This is a genomic window from Pontibacter diazotrophicus (assembly GCF_003367245.1).
GTDB classification, from domain to species: domain Bacteria; phylum Bacteroidota; class Bacteroidia; order Cytophagales; family Hymenobacteraceae; genus Pontibacter; species Pontibacter diazotrophicus.
On sequence record NZ_QRGR01000012.1, the window covers coordinates 71,985 to 96,518 of the forward strand.

21 protein-coding genes are annotated in these 24,534 nt (G+C 48.4%); 2 read left to right on the forward strand and 19 right to left on the reverse strand.

Annotated elements, in window-relative coordinates; all coding sequences use genetic code 11:
* Positions 1-86: 86 nt before the first annotated feature.
* From DXT99_RS12570 to DXT99_RS12615, 10 genes are all read right to left on the reverse strand, one after another.
* Positions 87-674 (reverse strand): hypothetical protein, encoded by a 588-nt coding sequence (locus tag DXT99_RS12570; RefSeq protein WP_147294213.1) that lies wholly within the window; start codon positions 672-674, stop codon positions 87-89.
* Positions 675-995: 321 nt separating this feature from the next.
* Positions 996-2,006 carry a 3-deoxy-7-phosphoheptulonate synthase gene (gene aroF / locus DXT99_RS12575; RefSeq protein ID WP_115565909.1) on the reverse strand — a complete coding sequence of 337 codons (1,011 nt, stop codon included), beginning with the start codon at positions 2,004-2,006 and terminating at the stop codon, positions 996-998.
* A 2-nt stretch (positions 2,007-2,008) separates the two neighbouring features.
* Complete coding sequence (gene trpA / locus DXT99_RS12580; RefSeq protein ID WP_115565910.1) at positions 2,009-2,785, reverse strand: tryptophan synthase subunit alpha; 777 nt, start codon at positions 2,783-2,785, stop codon at positions 2,009-2,011.
* Positions 2,778-3,965 (reverse strand): tryptophan synthase subunit beta, encoded by a 1,188-nt coding sequence (trpB, locus tag DXT99_RS12585; RefSeq protein WP_115565911.1) that lies wholly within the window; start codon positions 3,963-3,965, stop codon positions 2,778-2,780. Before trpB ends, trpA begins: the two co-directional genes overlap by 8 nt.
* 208 nt (positions 3,966-4,173) lie before the next feature.
* Entirely contained in the window at positions 4,174-4,806 is a 633-nt protein-coding gene (locus DXT99_RS12590) for a phosphoribosylanthranilate isomerase (protein ID WP_115565912.1), read from the reverse strand.
* Complete coding sequence (gene trpC / locus DXT99_RS12595; RefSeq protein WP_115565913.1) at positions 4,803-5,618, reverse strand: indole-3-glycerol phosphate synthase TrpC; 816 nt, start codon at positions 5,616-5,618, stop codon at positions 4,803-4,805. Before trpC ends, DXT99_RS12590 begins: the two co-directional genes overlap by 4 nt.
* A gap of 218 nt (positions 5,619-5,836) precedes the next feature.
* Positions 5,837-6,847 carry an anthranilate phosphoribosyltransferase gene (gene trpD / locus DXT99_RS12600; RefSeq protein ID WP_115565914.1) on the reverse strand — a complete coding sequence of 337 codons (1,011 nt, stop codon included), beginning with the start codon at positions 6,845-6,847 and terminating at the stop codon, positions 5,837-5,839.
* Positions 6,848-6,967: 120 nt separating this feature from the next.
* Positions 6,968-7,531, reverse strand: coding sequence for an anthranilate synthase component II (locus tag DXT99_RS12605; RefSeq protein WP_115565915.1), 564 nt, complete (start codon positions 7,529-7,531; stop codon positions 6,968-6,970).
* Between the two features lies 1 nt (position 7,532).
* Positions 7,533-8,945 carry an anthranilate synthase component I family protein gene (locus tag DXT99_RS12610; protein WP_115565916.1) on the reverse strand — a complete coding sequence of 471 codons (1,413 nt, stop codon included), beginning with the start codon at positions 8,943-8,945 and terminating at the stop codon, positions 7,533-7,535.
* Between the two features lie 258 nt (positions 8,946-9,203).
* A complete protein-coding gene (locus DXT99_RS12615; RefSeq protein ID WP_115565917.1) occupies positions 9,204-10,706 on the reverse strand; it encodes a M20/M25/M40 family metallo-hydrolase in 1,503 nt (500 codons plus the stop codon).
* A 584-nt stretch (positions 10,707-11,290) separates the two neighbouring features.
* On the opposite strand from DXT99_RS12615, the gene DXT99_RS12620 reads away from it, so the two are divergent.
* Positions 11,291-11,698 carry a hypothetical protein gene (locus tag DXT99_RS12620; RefSeq protein WP_115565918.1) on the forward strand — a complete coding sequence of 136 codons (408 nt, stop codon included), beginning with the start codon at positions 11,291-11,293 and terminating at the stop codon, positions 11,696-11,698.
* Between the two features lie 56 nt (positions 11,699-11,754).
* Here DXT99_RS12620 and hisB read toward each other — a convergent pair whose 3' ends face one another.
* The 4 genes from hisB to hisG form a co-directional block, all read right to left on the reverse strand.
* A complete protein-coding gene (hisB, locus tag DXT99_RS12625; RefSeq protein ID WP_115565919.1) occupies positions 11,755-12,855 on the reverse strand; it encodes a bifunctional histidinol-phosphatase/imidazoleglycerol-phosphate dehydratase HisB in 1,101 nt (366 codons plus the stop codon).
* Between the two features lie 95 nt (positions 12,856-12,950).
* Positions 12,951-13,997 carry a histidinol-phosphate transaminase gene (gene hisC / locus DXT99_RS12630; RefSeq protein WP_115565920.1) on the reverse strand — a complete coding sequence of 349 codons (1,047 nt, stop codon included), beginning with the start codon at positions 13,995-13,997 and terminating at the stop codon, positions 12,951-12,953.
* Positions 13,990-15,279 (reverse strand): histidinol dehydrogenase, encoded by a 1,290-nt coding sequence (hisD, locus tag DXT99_RS12635; RefSeq protein ID WP_115565921.1) that lies wholly within the window; start codon positions 15,277-15,279, stop codon positions 13,990-13,992. Before hisD ends, hisC begins: the two co-directional genes overlap by 8 nt.
* Before the next feature lie 3 nt (positions 15,280-15,282).
* On the reverse strand, positions 15,283-16,134 hold the full coding sequence (hisG, locus tag DXT99_RS12640; RefSeq protein WP_394851328.1) for an ATP phosphoribosyltransferase: 852 nt from the start codon (positions 16,132-16,134) through the stop codon (positions 15,283-15,285).
* A 683-nt stretch (positions 16,135-16,817) separates the two neighbouring features.
* On the opposite strand from hisG, the gene DXT99_RS12645 reads away from it, so the two are divergent.
* Positions 16,818-17,678 carry a DUF2911 domain-containing protein gene (locus DXT99_RS12645; RefSeq protein WP_115565923.1) on the forward strand — a complete coding sequence of 287 codons (861 nt, stop codon included), beginning with the start codon at positions 16,818-16,820 and terminating at the stop codon, positions 17,676-17,678.
* Positions 17,679-17,795: 117 nt separating this feature from the next.
* Here the strand turns inward: DXT99_RS12645 and DXT99_RS12650 are convergent, their stop codons facing one another.
* The 5 genes from DXT99_RS12650 to mnmA all read right to left on the reverse strand — a co-directional run bounded on the left by DXT99_RS12650 (position 17,796) and on the right by mnmA (position 24,522).
* The gene (locus DXT99_RS12650) at positions 17,796-20,231 is read right to left on the reverse strand and encodes a TonB-dependent receptor (RefSeq protein WP_115565924.1); all 2,436 of its coding nucleotides are present in this window, start codon (positions 20,229-20,231) and stop codon (positions 17,796-17,798) included.
* 10 nt (positions 20,232-20,241) lie between these two features.
* Positions 20,242-20,898 carry a ribulose-phosphate 3-epimerase gene (gene rpe, locus DXT99_RS12655; RefSeq protein WP_115565925.1) on the reverse strand — a complete coding sequence of 219 codons (657 nt, stop codon included), beginning with the start codon at positions 20,896-20,898 and terminating at the stop codon, positions 20,242-20,244.
* A 64-nt stretch (positions 20,899-20,962) separates the two neighbouring features.
* Entirely contained in the window at positions 20,963-22,636 is a 1,674-nt protein-coding gene (locus tag DXT99_RS12660; RefSeq protein WP_115565926.1) for a S8 family serine peptidase, read from the reverse strand.
* A 3-nt stretch (positions 22,637-22,639) separates the two neighbouring features.
* A complete protein-coding gene (locus tag DXT99_RS12665) occupies positions 22,640-23,392 on the reverse strand; it encodes a hypothetical protein (RefSeq protein ID WP_115565927.1) in 753 nt (250 codons plus the stop codon).
* Entirely contained in the window at positions 23,392-24,522 is a 1,131-nt protein-coding gene (gene mnmA, locus DXT99_RS12670) for a tRNA 2-thiouridine(34) synthase MnmA (RefSeq protein ID WP_115565928.1), read from the reverse strand. The genes DXT99_RS12665 and mnmA overlap by 1 nt, the downstream gene beginning before the upstream one ends.
* Between the last annotated feature and the right edge of the window lie 12 nt (positions 24,523-24,534).

The window sequence follows — 24,534 nt, forward strand, 5'->3', positions numbered from 1 at the left end:
GCCGGTTTTAGATATTTACCCCATATGCAAATGACGCTGCTGCATCATTTCAAATTAATTTGTACTTGAAGTGCAAAGATGCACAATCAGTTCAGGTTCAGGCCAAATGCCAGTCCTACCCAGGGCTTGCGTTGGTAAATCCACAGTTCCCGGTTTTGGTCCAGTAAATGATCGATGCCGATAGCCAGGCCTAGGGTAAAATTATTAATTCCCACAATACCGGCTACCCCATTCACAAGCACAACCCCATCATACTCATACTCCACCAGGCCCTGCGTCACGGATTCGTTCATAAAGGCAGATCCCAGGCCGGTGAAAAGTCCCATGCTGAAGCCAAAATGGTTAAAATGCCTCTTATAATTCCCTAGAGGCGTTTCGGTATAACCCATTCTGTAATAGTCATTGCGCAGGCCCAGGTAAATCGCTGCCTGAACACTCGTGTTAAGCTGTTTTGGAAACCCGGCGGTACCCGAACGGTACTTCAGCGGTATCGTCAACACATCTACATCAAAAGAGGGTTGTGAGAAAGTATAGTGGACAGCCAGCGGTTCCTCTCTTTCTGAAGTAATGTCTATTTTCACTCCCCGCAATGTATCCGGCACTGGGCCCTGTGCCGATGGCCGCAGCGGGTAAATTATCAGGGAGTCTTCTTCTTCCTGAAAATCTACATACATGCGTTTAGCGGAAGCATCATTTAGCCTTACCCTATAAAATCCTTCTGAAAACTGATATTTGGAGGATTCCTGCAGCGTTGAACAGCCTGTGGCTAAAAGGCTGAATAATAAAAGAATAAGAACAGCGGTTTTTTTATTTCTACGCTTTTCAGGAGTGTCGTTTCTGAAAAAAATATTCAAGTAAAGTTTATTCATAGTTTATGATACTGCGATTTATCATACGGAAAAACGGTGTATGATGCATTTATACCACATCAAAAAGCCTGAATCTGGACGAATCAGTTTTTTGATGTGGTATAAATGCATCATTAAAGCGGCAGCTTAAAAGCTTTCGCGCAGTTGGTATGTCTGCCGCATGCGCTTCACCAGGCGCTCCGACTCCTGAAAATTCAGTGTCTGTTGGCCATCAGAGAAAGCCTCTTCCGGCTTTTGGTGCGTTTCGTAGATAACGCCATCTGCACCGGCCATCACCGCTGCCAGCGACATTTCCTCTACATAGGCTCGCAATCCAATCCCGTGTGACGGGTCCACAATTACGGGAAGGTGGGTTTTGGCTTTCAGTACCGGCACTGCATTCAGGTCCAGCACGTTGCGGTAAGCATTCTCGTAAGAGCGGATGCCGCGCTCGCAGAGCATGATTTTCTCATTGCCGTTTGAGAAGATATATTCCGCTGCCTGCAACAGCTCTTCTAATGTGCCCGAAATACCGCGTTTTAGCAGCACAGGCTTTTGCGCTTCCCCCAGCGAGTCGAGCAGGTTAAAGTTCTGGCTGTTGCGGGCACCCACCTGGAATACATCCACATAGTCAATCATCTCCTTTATTTGAGACACCTGCATTACCTCTGTAATGATTTTAATGCCGTTCTCGCGGCAAATGCGGTAGAACATCTGCAGGCCTTCTAAGCCAAGCCCCCTGAAAGCATAAGGAGAGCTGCGGGGTTTAAACACACCGCCCCGCATTATTTTCACGTCATTCGCCTTCAGGTGATCTACCACCAACTGTATCTGCTGCTCACTTTCAATAGAACATGGACCAGCCATAATGCTGAAGCTGCCTTCGCCAATGACAACGCCATCGCCAATATCAATCCGGGTAGGCTCTACTCTCCATTTGCGGGAGATAAGTTTGTACTCGTCAGACACACGGTGTATATCAGCCACTCCATTCAGCTGGCCGATTGTCCGGATATCGAAATCTTTTTTACCGATACCCACAATGTAGTGTCCGCCCTGGGTTTTTACTTCATTCCCTTTAAAGCCGACTTTCTTTATCTCCTGCAGGATATTCTCTTTGACGTCAGAGGAAATACCTTGCTGTAATTGTATGATCATAGTTAATTTCTAATGCGTTGGATAAATGATTCGATGTTTTCCTGGAGGCTTCCCTCCTGTGCCAGCGCCTTAATAAACGCGCTGCCGATGATAGCACCTTTAGCATGCTGGCAGGCCTGTGAAAATGTATCGTTGTCGTGGATGCCGAAACCAATCAGGCTGGGGTTGCGCAGTTCCATCTGCCGTACACGCTGGAAATAATCGGTATTCGCCACGGCTTTGCCGTTTGTGCTCCCCGTAGTGGAAGCAGAGGAAACCATGTACACAAAGCCGTTGGTGTGGCTGTCAATCTCGCGGATGCGCTTTTCCGGTGTCTGTGGAGTTACCAGGAATATTTTGCTCAGGTTATGCTGCTCAAACATCTGCTTATACTCCCGTACATAATCTGAAAGTGGTAAATCAGGCAGAATGATGCCGTCGATACCAACCTCCTGTGCCTTCTGGCAGAAACGCTCCACCCCATACTGCATCACCGGGTTCAGATAGCCCATCAGTACCAAAGGAATCTGCGTTTGCTGCCGGATATCCTTTAACTGTTCAAATAGCTTCGGAATCGTCATGCCGTTGCGAAGCGCAATATCGCTGCTCTGCTGAATGGTAGGCCCATCAGCCAGCGGATCAGAGAAAGGCATGCCTACTTCTATCAAATCTACCCCGTTCTTCTCCAGCTCCAGAATAATCGGCACGGTGTCTTCCAGGTTAGGATAGCCTGCTGTGAAGTATACCGAAAGCAGGCCCTGTGGCTTCTGCTCAAAGAGGGATTTTATTCTGTTATCCATTTAATTGGAATCTATCTAAGTACGTTGACAAATCTTTATCACCACGGCCAGACAGGTTCACCACCACCACATCATCCGGCTTTGCTCCTATTCTGCTTAGCGCAGCAAGAGCATGAGCACTTTCCAACGCCGGAATAATGCCTTCCAGCCTCGTTAGCTCCAGTACTGCCTGCAGTGCCTCTTCATCGGTAATATTTTCAAAAATAGCCCGTTTCGACTCAAACAGGTGTGCGTGCATCGGCCCTACGCCCGGGTAGTCCAGTCCGGCAGAGATAGAATAGGGCTCTGTTACCTGCCCGTCTTCTGTCTGCATGAGCAACGTGCGGCTGCCGTGGATAACACCTTCTTTACCGAGTACAGAGGTAGCCGCTGATTCACCAGACTCTACGCCCATGCCAGCGGCTTCCACAGCCACCAGCTTTACTTCCGGCGTATCGAGGTAGTGGTAGAAAGCACCGGCAGCATTGCTACCGCCGCCCACGCAGGCTACTACGTAATTGGGGTTCTCATTTCCAGTCTTCTCCTTCAGCTGCCACTTCATCTCTTCTGATATAATTGCCTGGAAGCGAGCAACCATATCCGGGTATGGGTGCGGACCAACTACAGAGCCGATGATATAATAAGTATCTTCCGGGTTGTTGATCCAGTCGCGGATGGCTTCGTTGGTAGCATCTTTGAGGGTGCGGCTGCCGCTGGTGGCAGGTACCACGGTGGCACCCAGCATTTTCATGCGGGCCACGTTTGGCGCCTGTCGCAGAATGTCAACCTCGCCCATATACACAATACACTCCAGGTTCATCAGGGCACATACCGTCGCTGTGGCCACACCATGCTGACCAGCGCCAGTTTCGGCAATAATGCGCTTTTTACCCAGGCGTTGCGCCATCAGTACCTGCCCTACGGTGTTGTTGATTTTATGAGCTCCGGTGTGGTTCAGGTCTTCGCGCTTCAGATAAATCTGCGTGTTATATTTTGCTGAAAGACGTTTAGCAAAGTACAGCGGAGTCGGGCGACCAACATAATCCTTTAGCAATACCTGTAGTTCCTCCTGAAAATCAGGAGACTGCATTATCTTCAGGTAGTTCTCCCGGAGCTCTTCCACATTTGGGTGCAGCATTTCAGGGATATAGGCTCCACCGAACTTGCCGTAAAAGCCGTTTTCGTCAACTGAGTATTTCATGTTTTAGATGTTAGATTTTAGACGTTAGACAAAAGGCTATTCTGTCCCATTGTCTCATCATTCATATTGTTTTTCAGCCTAAAGGCTGTGTAGCACATTAGAGTGCTATTTCTTTGTAGTTGTAATTTCGCCGCTGTTGTGTCTTTTGATCAACAGCTTTGCTTGCTGCTGAAAACATACAGCAAGGGCAGGCTTAAAGTGTTTTCCTTCAACCCTTCTCTCTGACCGCTTCCAGCAACTGCTTCAGTTCTTCCACCTTTTTCAGGCCCGGCTCCTGTTCGAAGCCGCTGTTCACATCCACAGCAAAAGGTTTAGGCCTTAACTCTTCAAATTCTTTCTGCTGCAGGTTCTCCAGTGTAAGCCCTCCGCTCAGGAAGTACGGCTTATCAGCAATATGGCCTTTCAAGAGCTCCCAGTCAAAGACAACCCCATTGCCGCCATACTGCTTCCCTTTCGTATCAAACAGAAAATAATCGCAGTACCGTTCATAGAGAAGGGTACTTTGAAAAGAGAAATTATCACCAACAGAGAACGCTTTTATTACTTTAACGCCTGCCTCGTGAAGCTCCTGGCACTGCCGTGGTGATTCATGCCCATGCAGCTGTACCAGATTTAAGTGGTATGTCTTTACCTTCTCTAAGATTTCTTCCGTGCTTTCATTCACAAACACACCTATTTTCCGGACAGACGCAGGAAGGGAAGCTAAGAGTTCCGGCGAAAGTGTTTCTCCGACGAAGCGCTTAGAATCTTTGTAGAAAATAAAACCCATGAAGTCAGGTTGCAGCGCAGCTACCTGCCGGATGTTCTCTGGTTCGCGCATGCCGCATACTTTCACCTTCATGCCACCGTCTCCTTCTTTCCCTGTAAGGCCCGAAGTTCTTTTACAAAAGCAGCAGCAGCCCGTTCCGGGCGACTGTTTGTCATAAAGCTCTCCCCGATCAGGAACCCGTTATATCCCGCTTCCTGAAGGTCTACCAGTGTCTGCGGCTGACTCAAGCCGCTTTCGGAAATCTTGGTGACGCCTGCCGGAATATGCTTCGCCAGCTCAAAAGACAAACCAACATCTGTTTTGAAAGTTTTAAGGTTGCGGTTATTCACTCCTACCACTGTCACTTCGTCGTTCATGCTCTGCTGTAGCTCTTCCAGGCTATGCACCTCCAGCAGTACTTCAAGACCTAGTGTACGGGCAAAGGCCGCCAGTTCCTTCAGGCGGGCAGGCTCCAGGGCAGCGGCAATCAGAAGAATAGCATCAGCACCTATCGATTTTGCTTCCACGATCTGATACTCATCCACCATAAAATCTTTGCGCAGGATTGGGCAATAGTTAAACTTTCTGGCTGTTGTCAAATCTTCATTTTTGCCGCCAAAGTAGTTGGTGTCCGTCAGGATAGACAAAGCGGAAGCTCCGGCCTGCATATAGCCAATAGAGGTTCTCTCTACAGAAACGTAAGGGTTGATGTCGCCTTTAGATGGAGACTTGCGTTTGATTTCTGCTATGATACCGCTTTTATCCGGGCGCAGCAGGTAGCGTTCCAGCGATACACAAGGCGTCTCGTAGTAAAGGCTTTTCTCCAGCAGCTTTACCGGGTACAGGTCTTTGCGCTCCGCAACTTCTTTATATTTCTGGGCAATGATTTCGTCTAGGATGTTCATTGTATTGGTGTTCTATATGCTAAATGTTTTGAGTCTTTATTCGTTTTAAGTAGTCCAACCACCCCTAGCCCCTCCTGGGGTTAAGGGCCCCCTTTGAAGTCTAAGGCGGGGAATTTCCCTGCCTTTCTTGTTTAACAGTTCCATTGTTTTTTGCGCCAGCTATTAATGGAGCAATTCAAAAGTAATATCAAGGTGCTCTCCTCCTTTGAAGTTGATCTTTATGAGGCCACCACCTTCTGGTCATTTACAAGCCTGTTAAATAGGTCGTAAGCCTTGCCAGATGAAAGTGTTTCATGAGCAAGGGCTACAGCGTCTTTTATATCAAGTTCTGGTCTTGCAGTTAGCAGCGCCATGCCAGCGTTGGCTGCCACTACCGATTGTTGTGCTTCTGTACCAGCGCCTTGCAGCACCTTCAGGAAAAGCGCTGCAGACCCGGCCACATCACCGCCACCTTTGATTTGCTCGTGCTGCAGCGTCGGCAGTCCCAGTGTGTCTGCATCATACAAAGCCTCTTTGTTATCAGAAATCACTTTGAATGGGCTGGTCAGGGAAATCTCATCATAGCCATCCAACGTATGGATGATGCTGTAGTGTACGTCCGGTTGTTGCTGGTAAAGGTAGCCGTACATACGAGCTAGTTCCAGACTGAACACGCCCACCATCTGCCGCTTCGGGAAAGCTGGATTTACCATCGGTCCGAGCATGTTGAAGAAAGTTTTAACACCTAGTTCTCTGCGGATTGGCCCTACGCTCTTCATGGCTGGGTGGAACAGCGGGGCGTGCAGGAAACAGATGTTATACTTGTCAATGCTTCGCTCCAGCGCATCGGTGTCGGTTGTGAATTTAATGCCCAATGCCTCCAGCACGTTAGAAGAACCACAGGAAGAAGACACACCATAATTACCGTGCTTGGCCACATGCACACCCGCTGCCGCCACTACAAAGGATGAAAGCGTACTGATATTAAAGGTATCCTTGCCATCACCACCCGTACCACATAAATCAATAGGATTATACGCATCCAAATCCACGCGCTGACAAAGGTCCAGCAGGGCATTCCGGAAACCTTCCAATTCATCCACTGTAATGCTCCGCATCATAAACACGGTCAGGAAACTGGCTATCTGGTTCTGGTTATACTTACCGGCCGTAACATTCACCAGTACTTCGTGCGCCTGCTCTTTTGTGAGCGTCTTATGCTCGAATAAGTGGTTCAGTATTTCTTTCATTGCTTTATTTTATGTCAAAAGACTGTTAGACAAAAGATAAAGGACTTGATGACAAAGAACCAGGATAAACAAGATCATTCAATAGTCTTTTGTCCTTTGCCCAATAGTCCTTCTACTAACTCAGCTTTCCAGCCAGTTCTTTATAATTTGCTTGCCGTGCTCTGTCAGCACTGACTCCGGGTGGAACTGCACACCGCGTACGTCGTGCTCTCTGTGGCGAAGCGCCATGATACGGCCTGCCTCGTCTACAGCGGTTGGCACCAGGCAGTCCGGCATTTCCTCTTCTACTAACCAGGAATGGTAGCGGCCAGTGCCGAATTGTTGGGGCATGTTCCGGAAAAGCGGTTCATCCTCACTTACAATACGCACTGGTGTGGCGATTCCGTGCCATACTTCGTTGCTGTTAAACAACTTGCCTCCGTATACCTCGCCAATGGCTTGATGCCCAAGGCACACCCCGAACAGGCTCCTGTTAGAGCCATAGGTGCGGATAACATCTTTCAGGATGCCTGCCTCATCCGGGATACCCGGCCCTGGCGACAGCATGATTTTCTGAAAGGCACCAACCTCTTCCAGCGTTATTTTATCATTCCTCCGCACTGTTACCTCTGCGCCTAACTCCTGCAGCAGGTGCACGAGGTTATAGGTGAAAGAATCGTAATTATCTATAACAAGAACTTCCATATCAGTTTATCTCCTGGGCTATTTGAAGGGCACGGCGCAGTGCCATCAGTTTATTGTCTACCTCCTGCAGCTCGCTTTCAGGGTTAGAAGCGGCCACAATGCCTGCACCGGCCTGGTAATATAATTTATAGTCTTTGCTCAAAAAAGAGCGAATCATAATGGCGCTGTTAAAGTTCCCGTTGAAGTCGAGGAATCCGATACAACCGCCATAAAAGGCACGGTTGGTCGTTTCGTAGCGGTCGATAAGTTGCATGGCCATGTGCTTGGGAGCTCCAGAGAGCGTGCCCGCCGGAAACGTGCTGGCAATCATCGGCAAAGAGTCCTCCTGCTTGTTCAGTTCTCCTGACACTTTCGATACCAGGTGAATGACGTGGGAATAGAACTGGATTTCGCGGAAGGTTTCCACTTTCACACTATGGCCGTTGCGGCTGATGTCGTTACGGGCCAGGTCTACCAGCATCACGTGCTCTGCGTTCTCTTTCGGGTCTGCCAACAGTTTCTCGGCAAGGGCGGCATCAGCGGCGTCATCGCCTGTTCTTCTGAAAGTGCCGGCAATTGGAAAGATACTGGCTTTTTTGTCTTTTATCACCAGCTGTGCCTCTGGGGAGGAGCCAAAGATTTTAAAGCTGCCGTAGTCGAAGTAAAAAAGATAAGGTGAAGGATTAACAGAGCGTAGCGCCCGGTATACATTAAACTCATCCCCCTGAAAGGCCTGGGCAAAACGACGGGAAAGCACCAGTTGGAAAACATCCCCACGGAAGCAATGCTGCTTGGCCTTTTCAATGTTCTTCAGATAGTCGTGGCTGCTGATGTTGTGTTCTTCTTCACCTACAGGCTTGAATGTATAGCTTGGAATGTTGCGACTGTTTAGCAGGGCTTCTAATTGTGAGATGCCGTCGTCGCTGCCTTGATTATAGCTATGAGCAAAAATGAAGGCCTCGTTTGTGAAGTGGTTGATGGCAATTATGTGCTGGTACACCGCATAGTACAGGTCTGGAATCTGCTGGCGGTCCGGGCGGAGGTTCAGTTCTATATCCTCGAAGTACCGCACGGCATCATAATTCATATAACCGAACAGGCCGTTATGGATGAAGTTGAACTTGGTTTGCTCTTCAATATCAAAGCTTCCTGAGAAGGCAGCCAATCGCTCGGGCACGTTTATTTCTCTCGTGATGTCGGTGTGGCGGATGCTGCCGTCGGGGAAGGTTTCCGTCAGCACCTCATTCTCTGCTTTAATGCTGGCCATGGGGCTGCAACAGATATAGGAGAAACTGTTTTCAGCGCCGTGGTAGTCAGAGCTTTCGAGCAGAATACTGTTGGGGAAGCGGTCCCGCAGCTTCAGGTAGACGCTCACAGGGGTCAGCGTATCAGCCAACAGGCGCTTATAGGTGGTACTGATTTTGTAGTTCTTCATCGTTTTATAGAAGGTGCTAAACAAAAAGCCCGCTATTCCAGTGAACAGCGGGCTTTTTCTAATATCGTGTGCTATATTATTTCATCATAAAAACATAGCAAGGCTGTTCACGTTTGTTTTTCAACGTGCCACCACCAAGCTGTATGTAGATTCTGATTCACTTATAGTTCTGTCTTTAACAGTGAAGGTTGTTTTTCCTCTCCACTTTCACAAAAATAGAGGCTAATTTGATAACTCCCAACAATTGCCTGTATTTTTTTACTTATTCGTTACATCAGGCAGAAGTTCAGACTCCTCCTGCTGCATCACCACCTGAAGCGGTAAATTCCCACACGTCTGCCGAAGCAATGTCTTATAGAAGGCAATGCTTTTTTCGAAAACCTCTACCTCCAGGCGCTCGTCTACATTATGCACCAGTTGTGCTTTTTCGCGGGTTACTACCTGCGGCCCAAAGCGATAGATGTTGTTCGTGAGGTTTGTGTAATGTCTCGCGTCTGTTGAACCCGGGAATAGAGCGGGTACTACAAGGGCTACTTCCGGGAAAGTCTCTCTTATACTTTGTTCTAAAGCGGCGTATGTCCAGGTGTCGGTTGGGGTAATGGGAGACGGTGGCGTGTAGGTACCCTTCATCTCTATCTGAACGCGTTCGTCGTTTACCGTTTCCGTTACATGTTTTATCACCGTTTCCTGATCCTCTCCGTTCAAAATCCGGATGTTTAGGATAGCCTTCGCCATACGAGGCATCACATTATAGGTATCACCGGCCTCTAAAACAGTAGGCGTCATCTGTGTGCGGATAAGTGCGCCGGTGGCCTGGTCCTTTGCCAGCATCTTCAGTATCTTTCCTTTAAAAAGGCCATAATGTCGCATGGCAAATTTATATTTGCCACCTAGTTTACCAGCCATCAACTCCATTGTTTCCTTCGTAGTCGGAATCATGCGTGCTTCAAAAGGCTTGTTTTGCAGGCGGTTTAAGGCAGCGCTCAAGATTGAAACGGGTGTGTCAAGAGGCGGTGCAGAAGAATGCCCTCCCTCTCCTTTTACTTTTAGCTGCAAGTTCATACCGCCCTTCGCTGCTGTGCCTATAAAAGCAATGGGTTCGTCGATACCGGGCAGAACTCCTTTTGCCACGGCAAGTCCTTCGTCAAAAACAGCTTCGAGCTTCACGCCCTGCTCCTGCAGGTATTCACTTATCTTGCCTGCACCTTCAGTGCCTCCTATCTCTTCATCATGGCCGAAGGCAAGATAAATTGTTCTTTCGGGGCTGTAACCCTGCTGCAGCAGTTGTTCAACGGCCTCCATAATGGCTATAACCCGGTATTTATCATCCAGGGAACCACGGCCCCAGATGTAGCCGTCTTTCACTGTGCCTGCATAAGGCTGCTGCTGCCAATCTTCCTTTGTCTCCTCCTCCACAGGCACCACATCCATGTGCGCACTCAGCAGTACAGGGGGCAAATCGGGATCAGTTCCAAGCCAGGTATAAAGCAGGCTATACCCGTTAACTACTTCCTTCTGCAGTTGCTGGTGTAAGGCTGGGAAAGCCTCCCCAAGGTAGTCGTGCAGGTCCAAAAATTCAGAATACCTGAATTCCTGTTCATCTACATCTGAAGTAGTTTGGAAGGTGATAGCTTTTGATAGTTTTTGAACCGCTTCGGCAGTTATAGTAGCTGAGGCCGCAGCCGTAAAATCAGTATCCTGGGCAAAAGTGATGGGGTGAGAAAGAAAAACAAAGAATAAAATAAAAATGTATTGCCTCATGCTAACTTGTTTCTCCCGAAGGGGAGTGAAATTGTAGTATTGATAATATTAGGGGGAGGACAATTTTCATGCCTCTGTCAGTATCTACTTTAACAACTTAAACAACTGAAGTAAGGTTTCCCTTTTTATGAATAGCGCTGCATGTAGTTTAGATGCCTGCATGAATTTTATCACCCGCTTTCCTTAAAGTTAGATAAAATTAATGTAACCAGATAAAAAAGCATGCATTGGTTCTGGAAGTTTTATAAAAGAAGAGGAGCAACAATAAGGAGTATTATTTCTCTACAGCAGATGGAAGAGGAGCTTTTGATTCTAACAACATAAAATTTCAAAAAATTATCTAATTGTTAGAATTATCATACGGACAAGATACCGCAATTTTACTTGTACAGCTACTTCTTCTGCAATAAGCGGGTAATCAATTGATTAATAATTTTAAGCTAAGACAAATATTTTCCAGTCAATTGTACTTTGCTTTAAATCAAAGATATAATATTATAAATAAACTATAATCTATATTTAGTAGCTTCCTTCGTTTCTGCGTAGTAGATTTGTAGCCTTCGTTCTAAAAGGCGATAAATGAAATGAAATTAGCACGAAACGAGATATTATTCAGAGAGGCTTACATTGTAATTGAGCTAAATCACCAGGATGATTGGATCTATGTGAATTGGCGTGGTTTTGTGAATTACGATACTGTAACAGCAGGTTGTGAGAAAATACTTCACTTCATGGAGGAGCACCAATGTTTCAAAATCCTGAACGACAACACGAATGTGGAGGGCATTTGGTCAGGCGCTTCGAAGTGGGTTGGGCAAGACTGGATTCCGAGGATGAATACGGCTGGAATGCAGTGCTTTGCCTGGGTATATTCTCCCAGCACATTAAGTCGCCTCTCTACAGATAAATCGCTGCGCTACGCTAAGGAAAACGAATGTATCAATACTTTCGATTCCAAAGAAGAGGCAGAAGACTGGCTTCGAACTAAATAAAAACAGCAAAAAGAGCAGCATGAGCGGCTCTTTTTGCTGTTACATGTAAATCTTTTTTAAAGTGTACCTTTTGTACTTGGTATAGAGGTATCGAGCAGGTCCCGCTCTACGGCCATCCGGATGGAACGAGCGAAAGCCTTGAATATCGCTTCAATTTTATGGTGCTCATTGTCTCCCTTCACCTTCACGTTCAGGTTTGCTTTAGATGTGTCGCTGAAGGATTTGAAGAAGTGGAAGAACATCTCTGTTGGCATATCCCCTACTTTCTCACGTTTAAATTCCCCGTCCCACACGGTCCAGGGTCTGCCGCTGAAGTCGATGGCCACCTGTGCCAGCACGTCGTCCATGGGCAGCAGGAAAAAGCCATAGCGGCTGATGCCCCGCTTATCACCCAATGCCTGCAGAAAAGCCTCGCCTAGTGCCAAACCAGTGTCTTCAATGGTATGGTGCTCATCAATGTGCAGGTCGCCTTTAACCTGAATAGTCAGATCCAGTTTCCCGTGCTTTGCCACCTGCTCCAGCATGTGGTCAAAAAAGCCAAGACCGGTTTTAATGTCCATTTTACCGGTGCCATCTAGGTTTAGTTCTACAAGAATATCTGTTTCTGATGTACTGCGCCTTACACTTGCTTTGCGGGTGGTGGGCTGCTTCAGGAAAGTATAAATCTCGTCCCAGTTGTTCGTGCTCAAAGCTGCTCCATCTGCCGTTGTTTCACCTATAAAGATGGCTTTTGCACCTAGGTTCTGCGCGAGCTTTACATCTGTCTGGCGGTCACCGATGACGTAGCTGTTTGCCAGGTCATATTCCCCCGCCAGGTAATTCTTCATCATGCCGATGCCTGGCTTACGGGTTTCCAGCCCTTCGTGCTCGAAGCTACGGTCAATCAGGATTTCATCGAATTTGATTCCTTCGCTTTCCAGTATCTCCAGCATCTTGTTCTGGTAAGGCCAGAAAGTGTCTTCCGGATAGGAGTCTGTACCCAAACCATCCTGGTTCGTCACCATCACGAACTCATAATCAAGCTCTCGGAAAATCTTCGCCATGTTGCTGATGGAGCCCGGCACAAAGGCAAACTTCTCAAATGAGTCTACCTGGAAATCCGTTTTGGGCTCAACCAGGATGGTGCCGTCACGGTCTATGAATAATGCTTTTTTCATTTTATTTTTCGATGCTCGATGCACGAATCAGGTATCACGATTTCAAAATTATGTCGTGATACCTGATTCGCGCTACTTGATACACGCTATATAATTTATTCAAACTCAGCAATAGATTGAAGCAGCTTCTGGTTTTCCTCCAGCGTCCCAACCGAAATACGAAGACATCCTTCACAGCCCGGCAAACTGGAGCGGTTACGCACCACGATGCCTTCGCCTAACAGGTATTTGTATAAGCCGTTGGCATCTTTCACTTTTACCAGTATAAAGTTGGCATCGGAAGGAAACACTTTCTCTACTGTTTTCAGTGTAGGTAGTGTCTGCATGAGCAGCGTTCGCTCCTGCACAATCTCCTCCACCATATCTTTTAGCGCTTCGGTTCGCGTTAATGCTTCCAGTGCCAGTTCCTGGGTTGCCTCGTTTATATTGTAAGGCGGCTTTATTTTGTCCAGCACGGAGATAAGCTCAGCTGAGGCAAAAGCAAGACCTAAGCGCAAACCCGCCATCCCCCAGGCTTTGGAGAAAGTCTGCAGCACCACGAGGTTCGGAAACTCAGCCAATCGGGTGGTCCAGCTAGGGGTTTGCCCGAAGTCTACGTAAGCCTCGTCCAGCACGACCAGCCCGTTGAAGTTCCGAAGGATAGTCTCTATACTTGAAGTTTCGATTGCGTTACCAGTCGGATTGTTGGGCGTGCAGATAAAGATAATTTTCGTATTGGGCTTCACCTGCGCCAGCAGCTCCTCTATTGGTATCTGGAAATCAGAAGTCAGCTGCACGGCCTCCAGGGCCACATCATTCAGGTTGGCAGACACTTCATACATGCCATAGGTAGGCGGGAGGTGCAGCATGGCATCCTGGCCCGGCCGGCACACCATCCGGAAAAGCAGGTCTATGGCTTCGTCGCTGCCGTTGCCCAAAAAAATCTGGTCCGGCTGCACGCCCTTCAGTTCCGCAATGCGCTCCTTCAATTTCTTCTGGTGCGGGTCCGGATAGCGGTTGTAGTTTTCGCCGGCAAGGCTGCCGAGGTTATTTTCGTTGGCATCCAGAAACACGCTGGCAGCGCCTTTAAATTCGTCGCGGGCCGAAGAATAGGCTTTCATCTTCTGCACATTCGGCCGGATAATAGCATTCAGGTTAAACACGGTTTACCTCCTTCAATCTTATACTTACTGCATTTTTGTGTGCCTCCAGCCCTTCGGCGGCTGCCATGGTTTCGATGGTACTGCCAATTTGCTGCAAACCTTCTGGGGTGATGTACTGGAAGGTAATTTTCTTCACGAAGCTGTCCAAAGACACGCCGCTATAGGCACGGGCGTAGCCGTTGGTTGGTAGGGTGTGGTTGGTGCCTGAAGCATAATCGCCGGCAGATTCCGGGCTATAGTTCCCCAGGAATACAGAACCAGCGTTGGTGATACTGTCGATGGCTTCTTCGAAATTCAGAATAGAAAGGATCAGGTGCTCCGGCGCGTACAGGTTGGAGAAGTCCATCATTTCCGCTACGCTTTCCATGAGTATACCCAGGCTGTTATCTAATGCTTTCTGAGCAAATTCCCTCCGTGGCAGCACCGCTAACTGCGCCTCTAGTTCCTGTTCTACTTTTTGCAGCAGCTTCTCTGAATTTGTCAGCAGCACCACCTGCGAATCTGCCCCGTGCTCCGCCTGCGAGAGCAGGTCAGCGGCCACAAAAGCAGGATTGGCAGAGTCATCCGCCATCACCAGCACCTCAGAGGGCCCGGCAGGTAAATCAATCGCTACGCCTGCTTTGCTCACCAGTTGCTTAGCCACCGTCACATACTGGTTTCCGGGGCCGAATATCTTGTAAACAGCGGGCACTGTCTCCGTGCCGAAGGCCAGCGCGGCCACGGCCTGCGCACCACCTGCTTTCACCACCCGGTTCACTCCTAAAAGGGAAGCGGTATATAGTATGGCAGGATGCACCGTGCCGTCTTTGGAAGGCGGCGTGCAGAGCACCAATTCTTTGCAGCCTGCAATACGGGCTGGTACACCCAGCATTAGCAATGTAGAAAATAAGGGAGCTGTGCCGCCTGGAACATATAAGCCAACCTTTTCAATGGCCACGCTCTTACGCCAGCAGGTAACCCCCGGCATTGTTTCTACCTGTTTTACATGCTCCGCCTGCTGCGTATGAAACACCTGAATGTTGCTGTAAGCCTGCAGAATCGCCTCTTTCAGCTCCCATGACAACTTTGACTCAGCCTCAGCGAACTCTTCTTCTGTTGCTAACAGGCCCTGCAGCTTTACGCCGTCGTACTTTTCAGCCAGTTCCAGCAAGGCGGCATCTCTCCGCTCCTGCACCAGTTTAAAAGTTTGGAGTATGCCTGGCTCCAGTTCCTCCAGGTTTTTGGTAGGCCGCTTCACCAGCTCCTGCCATTGCTCCTGCTTTGGATTTATAATCTTGCGCATGCCTTAAATAATCATCTTTTCAATCGGAATTACTAAAATGCCCTGTGCTCCTGCCGCTTTTATTTTTTCAATAATCTCCCAGAAGTCATCTTCATTCACCACAGAGTGTAGCGAACTCCAGCCATCTTCGGCCAGTGGTAGAATGGTAGGGGATTTTATGCTTGGCAACAAAGATCGGATTTCGTCCAGGCTCTCGTTTGGGGCATTCAGCAGGATGTATTTCTTTTTGCGGGCACGTTGCACGGCATGTATCCGGAACAGGAGTTTCTCCAGAATTTCCCGTTTTTCCTCGCTCAGTTCTTCATTGGCAATAAGGGCTGCCTCCGATTTAAACACGCGCTCCACCTCTTTCAGTCCATTGCTTATCAGCGTGCTGCCGGAGCTGACGATGTCACAAATAGCTTCCGCCAGCCCGATGCTTGGGGCAATTTCCACAGAACCGCTGATGGTATGAATGTCGGCTTCCACCCCTTGCTCCTGCAGGTAAGCCTTTAAAAGGTTCGGGTAAGAAGTGGCAATATTCTTACCATTCAGGTCCTGGATAGAGTTATACTCCATCGTTTTGGGAACAGCAAGCGAAAGGCGGCATTTTGAGAAGCCAAGTTTCTCCACCGTCAGCGATTGCTTCCCCTCCTCTACCAGCACATTCTCCCCCACAATGCCTATATCGGCCACACCGTCGGCCACATAGCCAGGGATGTCGTCATCGCGGAGATACAGAATTTCAAGCGGGAAATTGGTTGATTCAGTTTTAAGCTTCAATGAACTCGAAACAAAGGAGATACCACATTCACGGATCAGGTTCAGCGAGTCTTCACTCAACCTACCGGACTTCTGGATAGCTAATCGTAGCATACAAGGTATTTTTTTATGTCTTTATGTATAAAGGAAATGATGCCTTTGCTTCTTGCAAAGGACAAAATCGGGAACAGACCCTGGGGGGCAATATGGTCGTATTATTCCTCTTACGAGGAATGATGGATGTGGTGAAAACGTACATGTGCAGCCGAAGCAACAGGAATTGCGGAAGAAGATGGGGTGCTATTTGTATTCGTTGCGCTCATGTAGAATGCTGCAAAGTAAAGCTGTTTTTTGAATATATAAAAACAAACTGTGCTAAAATATACAACTGATACAAAGAAGGCAGCACAATGTTTTGTAAAGTAGCAGCAAAATAAGCTAAGAAATGAACTCGAAAAGCTTTCGTAATATGAACCTGCAGATAATCATGATACACACATTATGTGGCATTTGCTATGCAAGAAGTGCCACAGACCAACATCCTCTTCCCTCTTATACCTTTTGAAAAAGAAAAGGTTGCTCCTGTGATATATGCTGTAAATTCTAATTGGTCCCACTATTTCTAAAAGCATCAAACTACTCCTTTGTTATAATGCAAGGAGCAGCACAGTTATATAAAATATTAATTTACTATCTTTGTATTGTAAGATAAAGTGCTGATGAAGATTCTGTTTATTCTGGCATAATTTTCTCTCATATCAATATTGATTATACAAGTGCCAATAGCCTATTCCACAATGAAAAATTATCTCTTCTGTCTGTTCTTATTTTTACTCATAGGCACCTATTCTGCCTCTGCCCAGGTGGTGCTGCCACAGGCCAGCCCGGCGGCTATGGTGAAGCAGACAATCGGCTTAACAGACATTACTGTCAATTACCACGCTCCTAGTGTGAAAGGCAGAAAGATTTTTGGGGACCTGGTGCCTTATGGCTCTTTATGGCGGGCTGGTGCCAACGAGGCGACACTTATCACCTTCACTGACGATCTATTTCTGAACCAGGAGCGGGTGCCTGCCGGTACTTATTCCTTTTTCATTTTTCCGCAGAGCGACTCTCTCTGGCAGGTGGTGCTGAATAAAGACACGGGCTTATGGGGTCTGGAAGGATATAATGAACTGGATGATGTAGCATATTTAGAAGTAAAGCCAAAGAAGAATACTTTTCAGGAAACGATGCAGTTTTCCTTCTCTGACCTCAGCGCCAATAAGGGAAAGCTGAACCTGGTGTGGGAAAACAAAAAAGTAACGCTGAATATTGAGACGGAGGTAGAAAAGAAGGCCCTTGCTAATATAAATGAAGCGCTTGCCAAAGCAGCTCCGGATGACTGGTATATCTGGGCCCAGTGTGCAGAGTATATGCTCCCACGCAAAGAACATCACCAGAAGGCGCTGGAGTGGATTAACAAATCCATTGCTATTAAAGACAACTTTTTTAACAACTGGATCAAAGCGAAGCTTTACGCCTACAACAAAGAGTATAAAATGGCTTCTTCGCTGTCGGCCAAGGCTATCAAATTAGGTACTACTGAGCCTGAAAGCTATAAAGAGTACGCCAGCCAGATAGAAGGGGCACATAATGATTGGAAGAAGCGGAAGTAGTAATAAGCTGTAAAGCAAAAGCGGGAGTTATAGCTTATATGGCTCCCGCTTTTGCTTTTATTATTTTATGGAGCACTTTCTCTTGCAGGAAAGGCTGTTCAGGACTAAATATAGCTGTCAGAATTTAGCTACAAACCGAAGGTTGAGGCGACGACCGGTGAGGAAGTTAGGGATGGCATAGGTCAGGCCGTTCACATCGCTCACATAGGTATAGGACACACGGTTCTTGGCATCTATCAGGTTCAGCACTTCCAGGCCAATCCACAGGCTCTCCAGTGACACTGCCTTTCGCTCCACCAGCTCACTTTCAAGCACAATGAGCTTTGAGAAGCCGATGTCTACGCGCTTGTAGGCTTTCCCATCAAACGCATTGCGGTACTCCGGCCGGCGGGGCGGCCCGAAGGGCAAACCACTGCCATACACTAAGTTCAGGTACATCCGGATAGTTGGGTTGTCAGGCAGGTGGTCCTGGAAGAAAACTCCGACATTCACCAACTGGTCTGTTGGCCTGCGAAGATAGCCCTGCTCCTGCCGCTCTGTTACTTCACCCTGGGCATTATAGATGGAAAGAGAGTCGCCTAATACGTTTTCTTTTGTCGTCATCAGCCCCAGGCTTAGCCAGGACTCCGCCCCGGGAATGAACTCACCGTTTACACGCACATCAAAACCAGCTGCATAGGCTTTGGCATTGTTGCGGGCATAGTAACGCAGGCGCACATTGTCAATGTCGTATGGGATGACGTTGGTCATCCACTTATAGTATGCCTCTGCCGTCAGTTTAAAATCCCGGCCCCAGGACTGGAAGAGATAATCGCTACCGACAATGGCATGAACTGCTCTCTGAGCTTTGATATCCGGGTTTAACTCCCCTGCAAAATTCCGCAGCTCGCGGTAAAAGGGCGGCTGGTAATATACGCCTAATGCAGCCTTGAAAGAGAGGTCCGGGTTATGGCGTGTGATAAAGGAATACTGCACACGCGGCGAAATGTTCAGCTCCTGGTTGTAGTCCCAGTAGGTGGCACGGAGGCCGTAGGTGATGGTTTTGAGCGAATCCAGTTCGAAGGTATGCTGCACATAGCCGCTGTAGCGGAGGGTGTTCAGGTCGAGCCCCGAACGGAGAAAGTAATTCTGACTGACAAAATCGGCGGAATCTGAGAAGCCATATTCGGCAAGTTCATCAGAAATATTCTCTGAGCTCACCTTAGCACCAAATTGCAGGTTACTTCGCTGGCTCATACGCCAGCTGTTCCGAATTTCGGCTGTACCGATACGGGCCAGTAAGGTATTGCGGGCATTATCGTATTGCGTGCCAAAGCCCAGCTCCTGCTGGCACTCCCCTATGTTATTGCCGGTGGTGCTCACATCACAAAGGCGGTAATAAGCCTCCACATCACGGAACTCACGCTCCCAGGAATGCACTGCCGAAATGATGACTTCAGAAACATAATCATCTGAAAAACGGTGGCTCAGGTTCAGGCCCGCCTGGTAAGTGGCATAATCCATCAGTTCCTGTCCCTCAAAGCCAACCGAAAGGCGCAGCGGTGCCTGCCGCGTTCCAAAGGTTGTTACCTGCGACTCCGGCTCTACGGTAAAATCATTTCGGGCGTAGCTGCCTAAAATGCCTATGGTTGTGCGGCCACGGCGAAGGGAGTCTTTAGATAAGTCTATACTTACATAGGCCTGTGCATCTGTGAAGACAGGATTATACTTGCCATCTACCTGCAAGCCCTGCAACAGGTACTGCCCGTTTTTATGGCGTGCGCCCACCAGGTACGATACTTTTTTGTTTTTAGAGGCCGACTCCAGATGCACCGTACCTCCCGTTAAACCGCCGCTAACAGAACCGGCGAACTTCTTTGGTTGCTTATACTGGATGTTAAGGACAGAGGAAAGCTTATCCCCGTACTTCGGCTGCCATCCACCAGATGAGAAGTTAATGTTCTCTACCAGATCAGGGTTTACGAAGCTGAGTCCCTCCTGCTGTGCAGCCGTAATCAGGAAGGGCCTGTAGATTTCGATGTTGTTGACATACACCAGGTTCTCGTCGTAATTCCCCCCCCGCACGGAATAAGTGCTGGAAAGTTCGTTGTTGCTGGTTACACCGGGTAAGGTCACAAGCACTTTATTAAAATCTCCGTAAGCAGAGGGCAGCGTTTTGATGTCGCGCGGGTCGAGCTTTGTCATGCTTACCTGTTCACGCGTATCGTCACCATTTTTTCCGCGAACGTCCAGCGTTCCCAAAGCATGGCTGTTGGGTTGCAGTACCAGGTTTAAATTCAGCGTCTCATTTGGCTGCAGTAGCACTGTCTGCTCCAGTTCCAGGTACCCCAAGTACTTTGCAAGCAGCACGAGCTTTTTTTGGGCCGGCACCCGCAGTTCAAATACGCCACTCCTATTTGTCTGGGTAGCCAGAGAAGTACCCTTCACTGCTATTGTTGCCAATTCCAGGGACTGGTGCTCCGGGTTCAGGACTTTGCCTGTGATGCGTGCCTGTTGCGCTGAAACTGCCAGGGGTAATAGCAGCAGGATCCACACCGGCAGGTACTTTAGCATCACTGGATAACTAGTTAGCAGAAGATTTAAGATCAGCGATTGTTTGCAGTGGATCAGCGGAGGAGAATACAAAACTTCCTGCCACCAGTACGTCAGCCCCTTTCTCTAACAAAAGTGGCGCGTTGTGTTGGTTCACACCGCCATCAATCTCGATAATTGCTTTAGAATTTCGGGATATGATAAGGTTCTTCAGAATCTCAATCTTGCGATATGTGTTTTCAATAAACTTCTGGCCGCCAAAACCCGGGTTTACCGACATCAGCAACACCATATCGGCATCAGCGATAACATCCTCTAACAACTGCACAGAAGTGTGCGGGTTGAGCGCAATACCTGCCTTCGCCCCCGTAGCCTTTATTTGCTGCAGGGTGCGGTGCAGATGCGTACAGGCCTCGTAATGAACAGTGATTGTATCGGCACCGGCAGCTCTGAATTGTTCTATGTATTGCGCTGGCTCCACAATCATCAGGTGTACATCCAGTGGTTTTTGTGCATATCGCCTGATGGCCTCCATCACCGGAAAGCCAAAAGATATGTTGGGCACAAAACGGCCATCCATAATATCGATGTGCAGCCAATCGGCCTGGCTCTTGTTGAGCATCTCCACCTCAGATTGCAGATTGGCAAAGTCTGAAGCGAGTACAGAAGGGGCAATGAGTGGTTTCATACCTGCAAAGGTAAATTTATCTTTCTAAAAGGGAGGATAAACAGGTTCTATAACCGGAATATACTTATAATTTCACAAATCTGAGCGTAATTACCCTACTGCCGGAGCGAAGGCGACACAAGTACAAACCAGCCTTTAGCTGTTGTGGCTGCAGGTTCAGCGGCTGTTCTTCCCGGGCAGAACGAATAGACTGCCTGTACACCTGCTTCCCGGTTGCATCCAGCACCTGTACCTCAACACCTTGTCTCCACCAGTCCTGGCTTAAAGCCAAAATGATAGGCTCATCCTTTACAGGGTTGGAGATATACGCTTTGCCTTGTAGGGGCAGTTGCGGAAGAGCTGTCAGCACACTGGCATAGTTGGGGATACCATAGCCGATGCTGTCATCCGGAGTAGCGGCCCTACTGCCAATCTGCCGCAACAGCTGTATCATCTGCATATTGGTTTTGCTATAGTTCGCCTGCCAGAGGCTTGCCACAAAGCCTGCCATGATGGGCGCTGCAAAAGAGGTTCCGTTCGCCTGCACCACGGCTCCTCCCCTTGTGAGCACATAGGCTCTTTGGCCCAGCGCCACTACATCGGGCTTCACTTGGCCGTCTGCTGTAGGCCCGAAAGAACTGAAAGCCGCCTTTATACCCAACGAATCAACGGCTCCGACAGCCAATACAGAATCAGCATCGGCAGGGGCTGAAATATAACGCCAGGCTCTGCTCCCGTCATTGCCAGCACTTGCTACCACCAGTATACCGGTTGCAGCGGCGAAGTCTGCGGCCTTAGATGCAAGCGCCGTATTTCCATCAAGGTCATCATAAGTATAACTTGTTGAAGGACTGTCGAAGGTGGTATACCCAAGGGATGAATTGATGATATCAGCTCCGGCGCTGTCGGCATATTCCGCAGCCAGCAGCCAGTTTATTTCTTCGATGTTATGTTCAGAGGCGGCATCCTCAGTACGCAGGAGCAGGTAATTGGCAGCATAAGCCGTGCCTATCATTTTGCCCGGTGCATAAGCGGCCATGGTAGAGAGGACGGCGGTGCCATGCGCATCAGCGCCAAATACATTTTGCTGCTTCTGCACAAAGTCAAAGGTGCCTTTCAGCTTGTTGTTCTGAAACAGGTGCGAAAAAGCCTCCATGGTGTTTACAGCAGGAAAGCCTGCATCAAAAACGGCAATTGTCATCTCCTCTCCGGCATAACCGGCAGCATGCAACTCATCAGCACCCAACATGTCTACCTGATGATAGGCCAGGCCATAATCACTGCTATCCAAAGAAACTTTGGCAGCAGATGTAAAAGGAGGCGCTTCCGTCTCCTGCTTCAAATGCTGTTTCTCTTCACCAGAAGTTACAGCTATCCGGTTGAGCACACGAGAGCCTCTGACGTAGGAAAGGGCTTCTACCTCCTGCAATTTCTCGTCTGTGCATTGCACCACCGCTGCATTAAACCAGCGAGAAGTATACCACACAGTCACATCCAGCGCCTTCAGCCCATCTACGTAAGCAGGATTTACCGGAAGGTCACGTGGCGTAAGCGGGATATTCTGCCGTTGCCTTCGCTCAATTGCGCTGGGAGACAGAAACTGAAGCGGATTGGAGAGGGAAAAAGGGGTGTCGCTTTTGTCTGTAAAGTAGATTAAATGCTTCTGCTCCACTGCCTCAGTATCGCCGCCAGTATCCTGCGCCGAAACAGCAGGGATAACAAGCAGAAACAAACTGAAAAAGAGGAGCAGTTGGCGCATAGGTTATTCGTTTCCGTAGGAGATTAGCTCTTCGTGGCGCTCGTGGCCCTGCAACTTATAGCCGATGGCATACTCACAATCATCTGAATCTGTATCGTTGCAGTAAACAATTCTGGTATAGAGCCTGTACACCATCCCGATATCTTCCGCGTAAATCTCTCTGCGGTTATCATAGCCTATCCAACTTTCTGTTGGAGTACCCTGAATAACTGTCACGGTATTAGGGTAAGACTGACCATTGAAGGTAAAAGGCTCTCCTTTAGACTGGTAGGTATAAGATTCTTTACTTTCATAATAATCCGCTCTCCTTTCCCCTGGAGTATAACTATCCGCTATCCGATCGTTAAAAGCGTCTCCCAACCAAGACACTCCACCTTTTACCGGAAACACCAGTTTTACATACTTCGTGTTGTCCTTTGTGAGTGTCAACATAGTAGGCTGCTTTGCAACAACAAACACAGAGTCTTCCACCCAGGCACTTCCCTCATCTGGACGTGTTGAACGCACTATCTTGTAGCTATGCGTGTTGGTCTGGTCATAGAAGGTGGTGTCTACTCTTTCTCGCAACTGAAAGCGGGAGGTATCGCCCACATCGTGCCGATACCTGATGTCCGTCACGTTATAGATGCGGTAATCCCCTACTTCCAGCGGATAGTAGCCGTAGCCCATGGCCTGTGGATCAGGATCTTTATACTTGTCCTCGCAGCCGGCTATAAAGCCAGCCAGCACGACCAAAAGCAACAGCGCTTTTCTCATTATTGCAGCACGTCTAGTTTAATATAATCCAGGTTATAATTCGACTCAATCCAGCCACCGCCCACTACATCGTCGCCTTCATAGAACACAGCTGCCTGGCCGGGTGCAATGGCGTGTACTCCGCTCAGAAAGTGCACTTTCATTTTGTCGCCTTCCTGCTCAATAATGGCTTCTGTACCAGCGTCGTTATAACGAACCTTCGTCACCGTCGGGATAGGCTGGTCGAACAGGTTCTCGTATTTCGACATGCTGAGCTTTCCTACGGTCATTGCATTTTTTGCCAATTCCTCATAGTTTCCCAGCACCACCTGATTCTTATCTTTATCGATTCTGGTGACATAAGCAGGAAAGCCTAAAGCTATGCCAAGACCTTTGCGCTGCCCGATGGTGTAAAACGGGTATCCTTCATGTGTGCCCACTACGGTGCCATCCTCTAACACAAACTGACCACCGGCCACTCGTTCCTCCAGTCCTTCAACACGGCGCTTCAAGAAACCACGGTAATCGTTATCCGGAATAAAGCAGATTTCATAGGACTCCGGCTTGTTTACCAATTCGGTGAAGCCGCGGTCAAGGGCCATCTGGCGGATTTCAGACTTATGCAGTTTGCCCAGCGGGAAAATAGTACGGCTCAGGCTCTTTTGCGAGATACCCCAGAGCGCGTATGACTGGTCTTTGTGCTCATCAAGCCCCTTGGAAATAATATAGCGGCCATTCTCCTCACGCACATTGGCATAGTGTCCGGTAGCAATAAAATCACAGCCCAGCTGGTCGGCACGGCGCAGCAGCGCGTCCCACTTTATGTGCGTATTGCACAGCACACACGGGTTTGGCGTCCGACCGGCAATGTACTCCTCCGTGAAATGGTTGATAACGTAGTCACCAAACTCCTCGCGGATATCAATAATATAATGCGGGAAACCTAATTGAACGGCAATGTTACGGGCATCGTTAATAGAGTCGAGGCTGCAGCAGCCGGTTTCTTTCTTGCTGGCACCGCTGGAAGCATAGTCCCAGGTCTTCATTGTCATCCCCACTACCTCGTAGCCCTGCTCATGCAGCATCACAGCAGCCACCGAACTATCGATGCCGCCGCTCATGGCTACTAATACCCTTCCTTTGTTACTCATCTATATAAAAAG

Excerpts from the sequence above, each read along its gene's own strand:
- DXT99_RS12570 (WP_147294213.1), bottom strand. The coding sequence starts at position 674 with ATGTATGTAGATTTTCAGGAAGAAGAAGACTCCCTGATAATTTACCCG.
- aroF (WP_115565909.1), bottom strand. The coding sequence starts at position 2,006 with ATGATCATACAATTACAGCAAGGTATTTCCTCTGACGTCAAAGAGAAT.
- trpA (WP_115565910.1), bottom strand. The coding sequence starts at position 2,785 with ATGGATAACAGAATAAAATCCCTCTTTGAGCAGAAGCCACAGGGCCTG.
- trpB (WP_115565911.1), bottom strand. The coding sequence starts at position 3,965 with ATGAAATACTCAGTTGACGAAAACGGCTTTTACGGCAAGTTCGGTGGA.
- DXT99_RS12590 (WP_115565912.1), bottom strand. The coding sequence starts at position 4,806 with ATGAAGGTGAAAGTATGCGGCATGCGCGAACCAGAGAACATCCGGCAG.
- trpC (WP_115565913.1), bottom strand. The coding sequence starts at position 5,618 with ATGAACATCCTAGACGAAATCATTGCCCAGAAATATAAAGAAGTTGCG.
- trpD (WP_115565914.1), bottom strand. The coding sequence starts at position 6,847 with ATGAAAGAAATACTGAACCACTTATTCGAGCATAAGACGCTCACAAAA.
- DXT99_RS12605 (WP_115565915.1), bottom strand. The coding sequence starts at position 7,531 with ATGGAAGTTCTTGTTATAGATAATTACGATTCTTTCACCTATAACCTC.
- DXT99_RS12610 (WP_115565916.1), bottom strand. The coding sequence starts at position 8,945 with ATGAAGAACTACAAAATCAGTACCACCTATAAGCGCCTGTTGGCTGAT.
- DXT99_RS12615 (WP_115565917.1), bottom strand. The coding sequence starts at position 10,706 with ATGAGGCAATACATTTTTATTTTATTCTTTGTTTTTCTTTCTCACCCC.
- DXT99_RS12620 (WP_115565918.1), top strand. The coding sequence starts at position 11,291 with ATGAAATTAGCACGAAACGAGATATTATTCAGAGAGGCTTACATTGTA.
- hisB (WP_115565919.1), bottom strand. The coding sequence starts at position 12,855 with ATGAAAAAAGCATTATTCATAGACCGTGACGGCACCATCCTGGTTGAG.
- hisD (WP_115565921.1), bottom strand. The coding sequence starts at position 15,279 with ATGCGCAAGATTATAAATCCAAAGCAGGAGCAATGGCAGGAGCTGGTG.
- hisG (WP_394851328.1), bottom strand. The coding sequence starts at position 16,134 with ATGCTACGATTAGCTATCCAGAAGTCCGGTAGGTTGAGTGAAGACTCG.
- DXT99_RS12645 (WP_115565923.1), top strand. The coding sequence starts at position 16,818 with ATGAAAAATTATCTCTTCTGTCTGTTCTTATTTTTACTCATAGGCACC.
- DXT99_RS12650 (WP_115565924.1), bottom strand. The coding sequence starts at position 20,231 with ATGCTAAAGTACCTGCCGGTGTGGATCCTGCTGCTATTACCCCTGGCA.
- rpe (WP_115565925.1), bottom strand. The coding sequence starts at position 20,898 with ATGAAACCACTCATTGCCCCTTCTGTACTCGCTTCAGACTTTGCCAAT.
- DXT99_RS12660 (WP_115565926.1), bottom strand. The coding sequence starts at position 22,636 with ATGCGCCAACTGCTCCTCTTTTTCAGTTTGTTTCTGCTTGTTATCCCT.
- DXT99_RS12665 (WP_115565927.1), bottom strand. The coding sequence starts at position 23,392 with ATGAGAAAAGCGCTGTTGCTTTTGGTCGTGCTGGCTGGCTTTATAGCC.
- mnmA (WP_115565928.1), bottom strand. The coding sequence starts at position 24,522 with ATGAGTAACAAAGGAAGGGTATTAGTAGCCATGAGCGGCGGCATCGAT.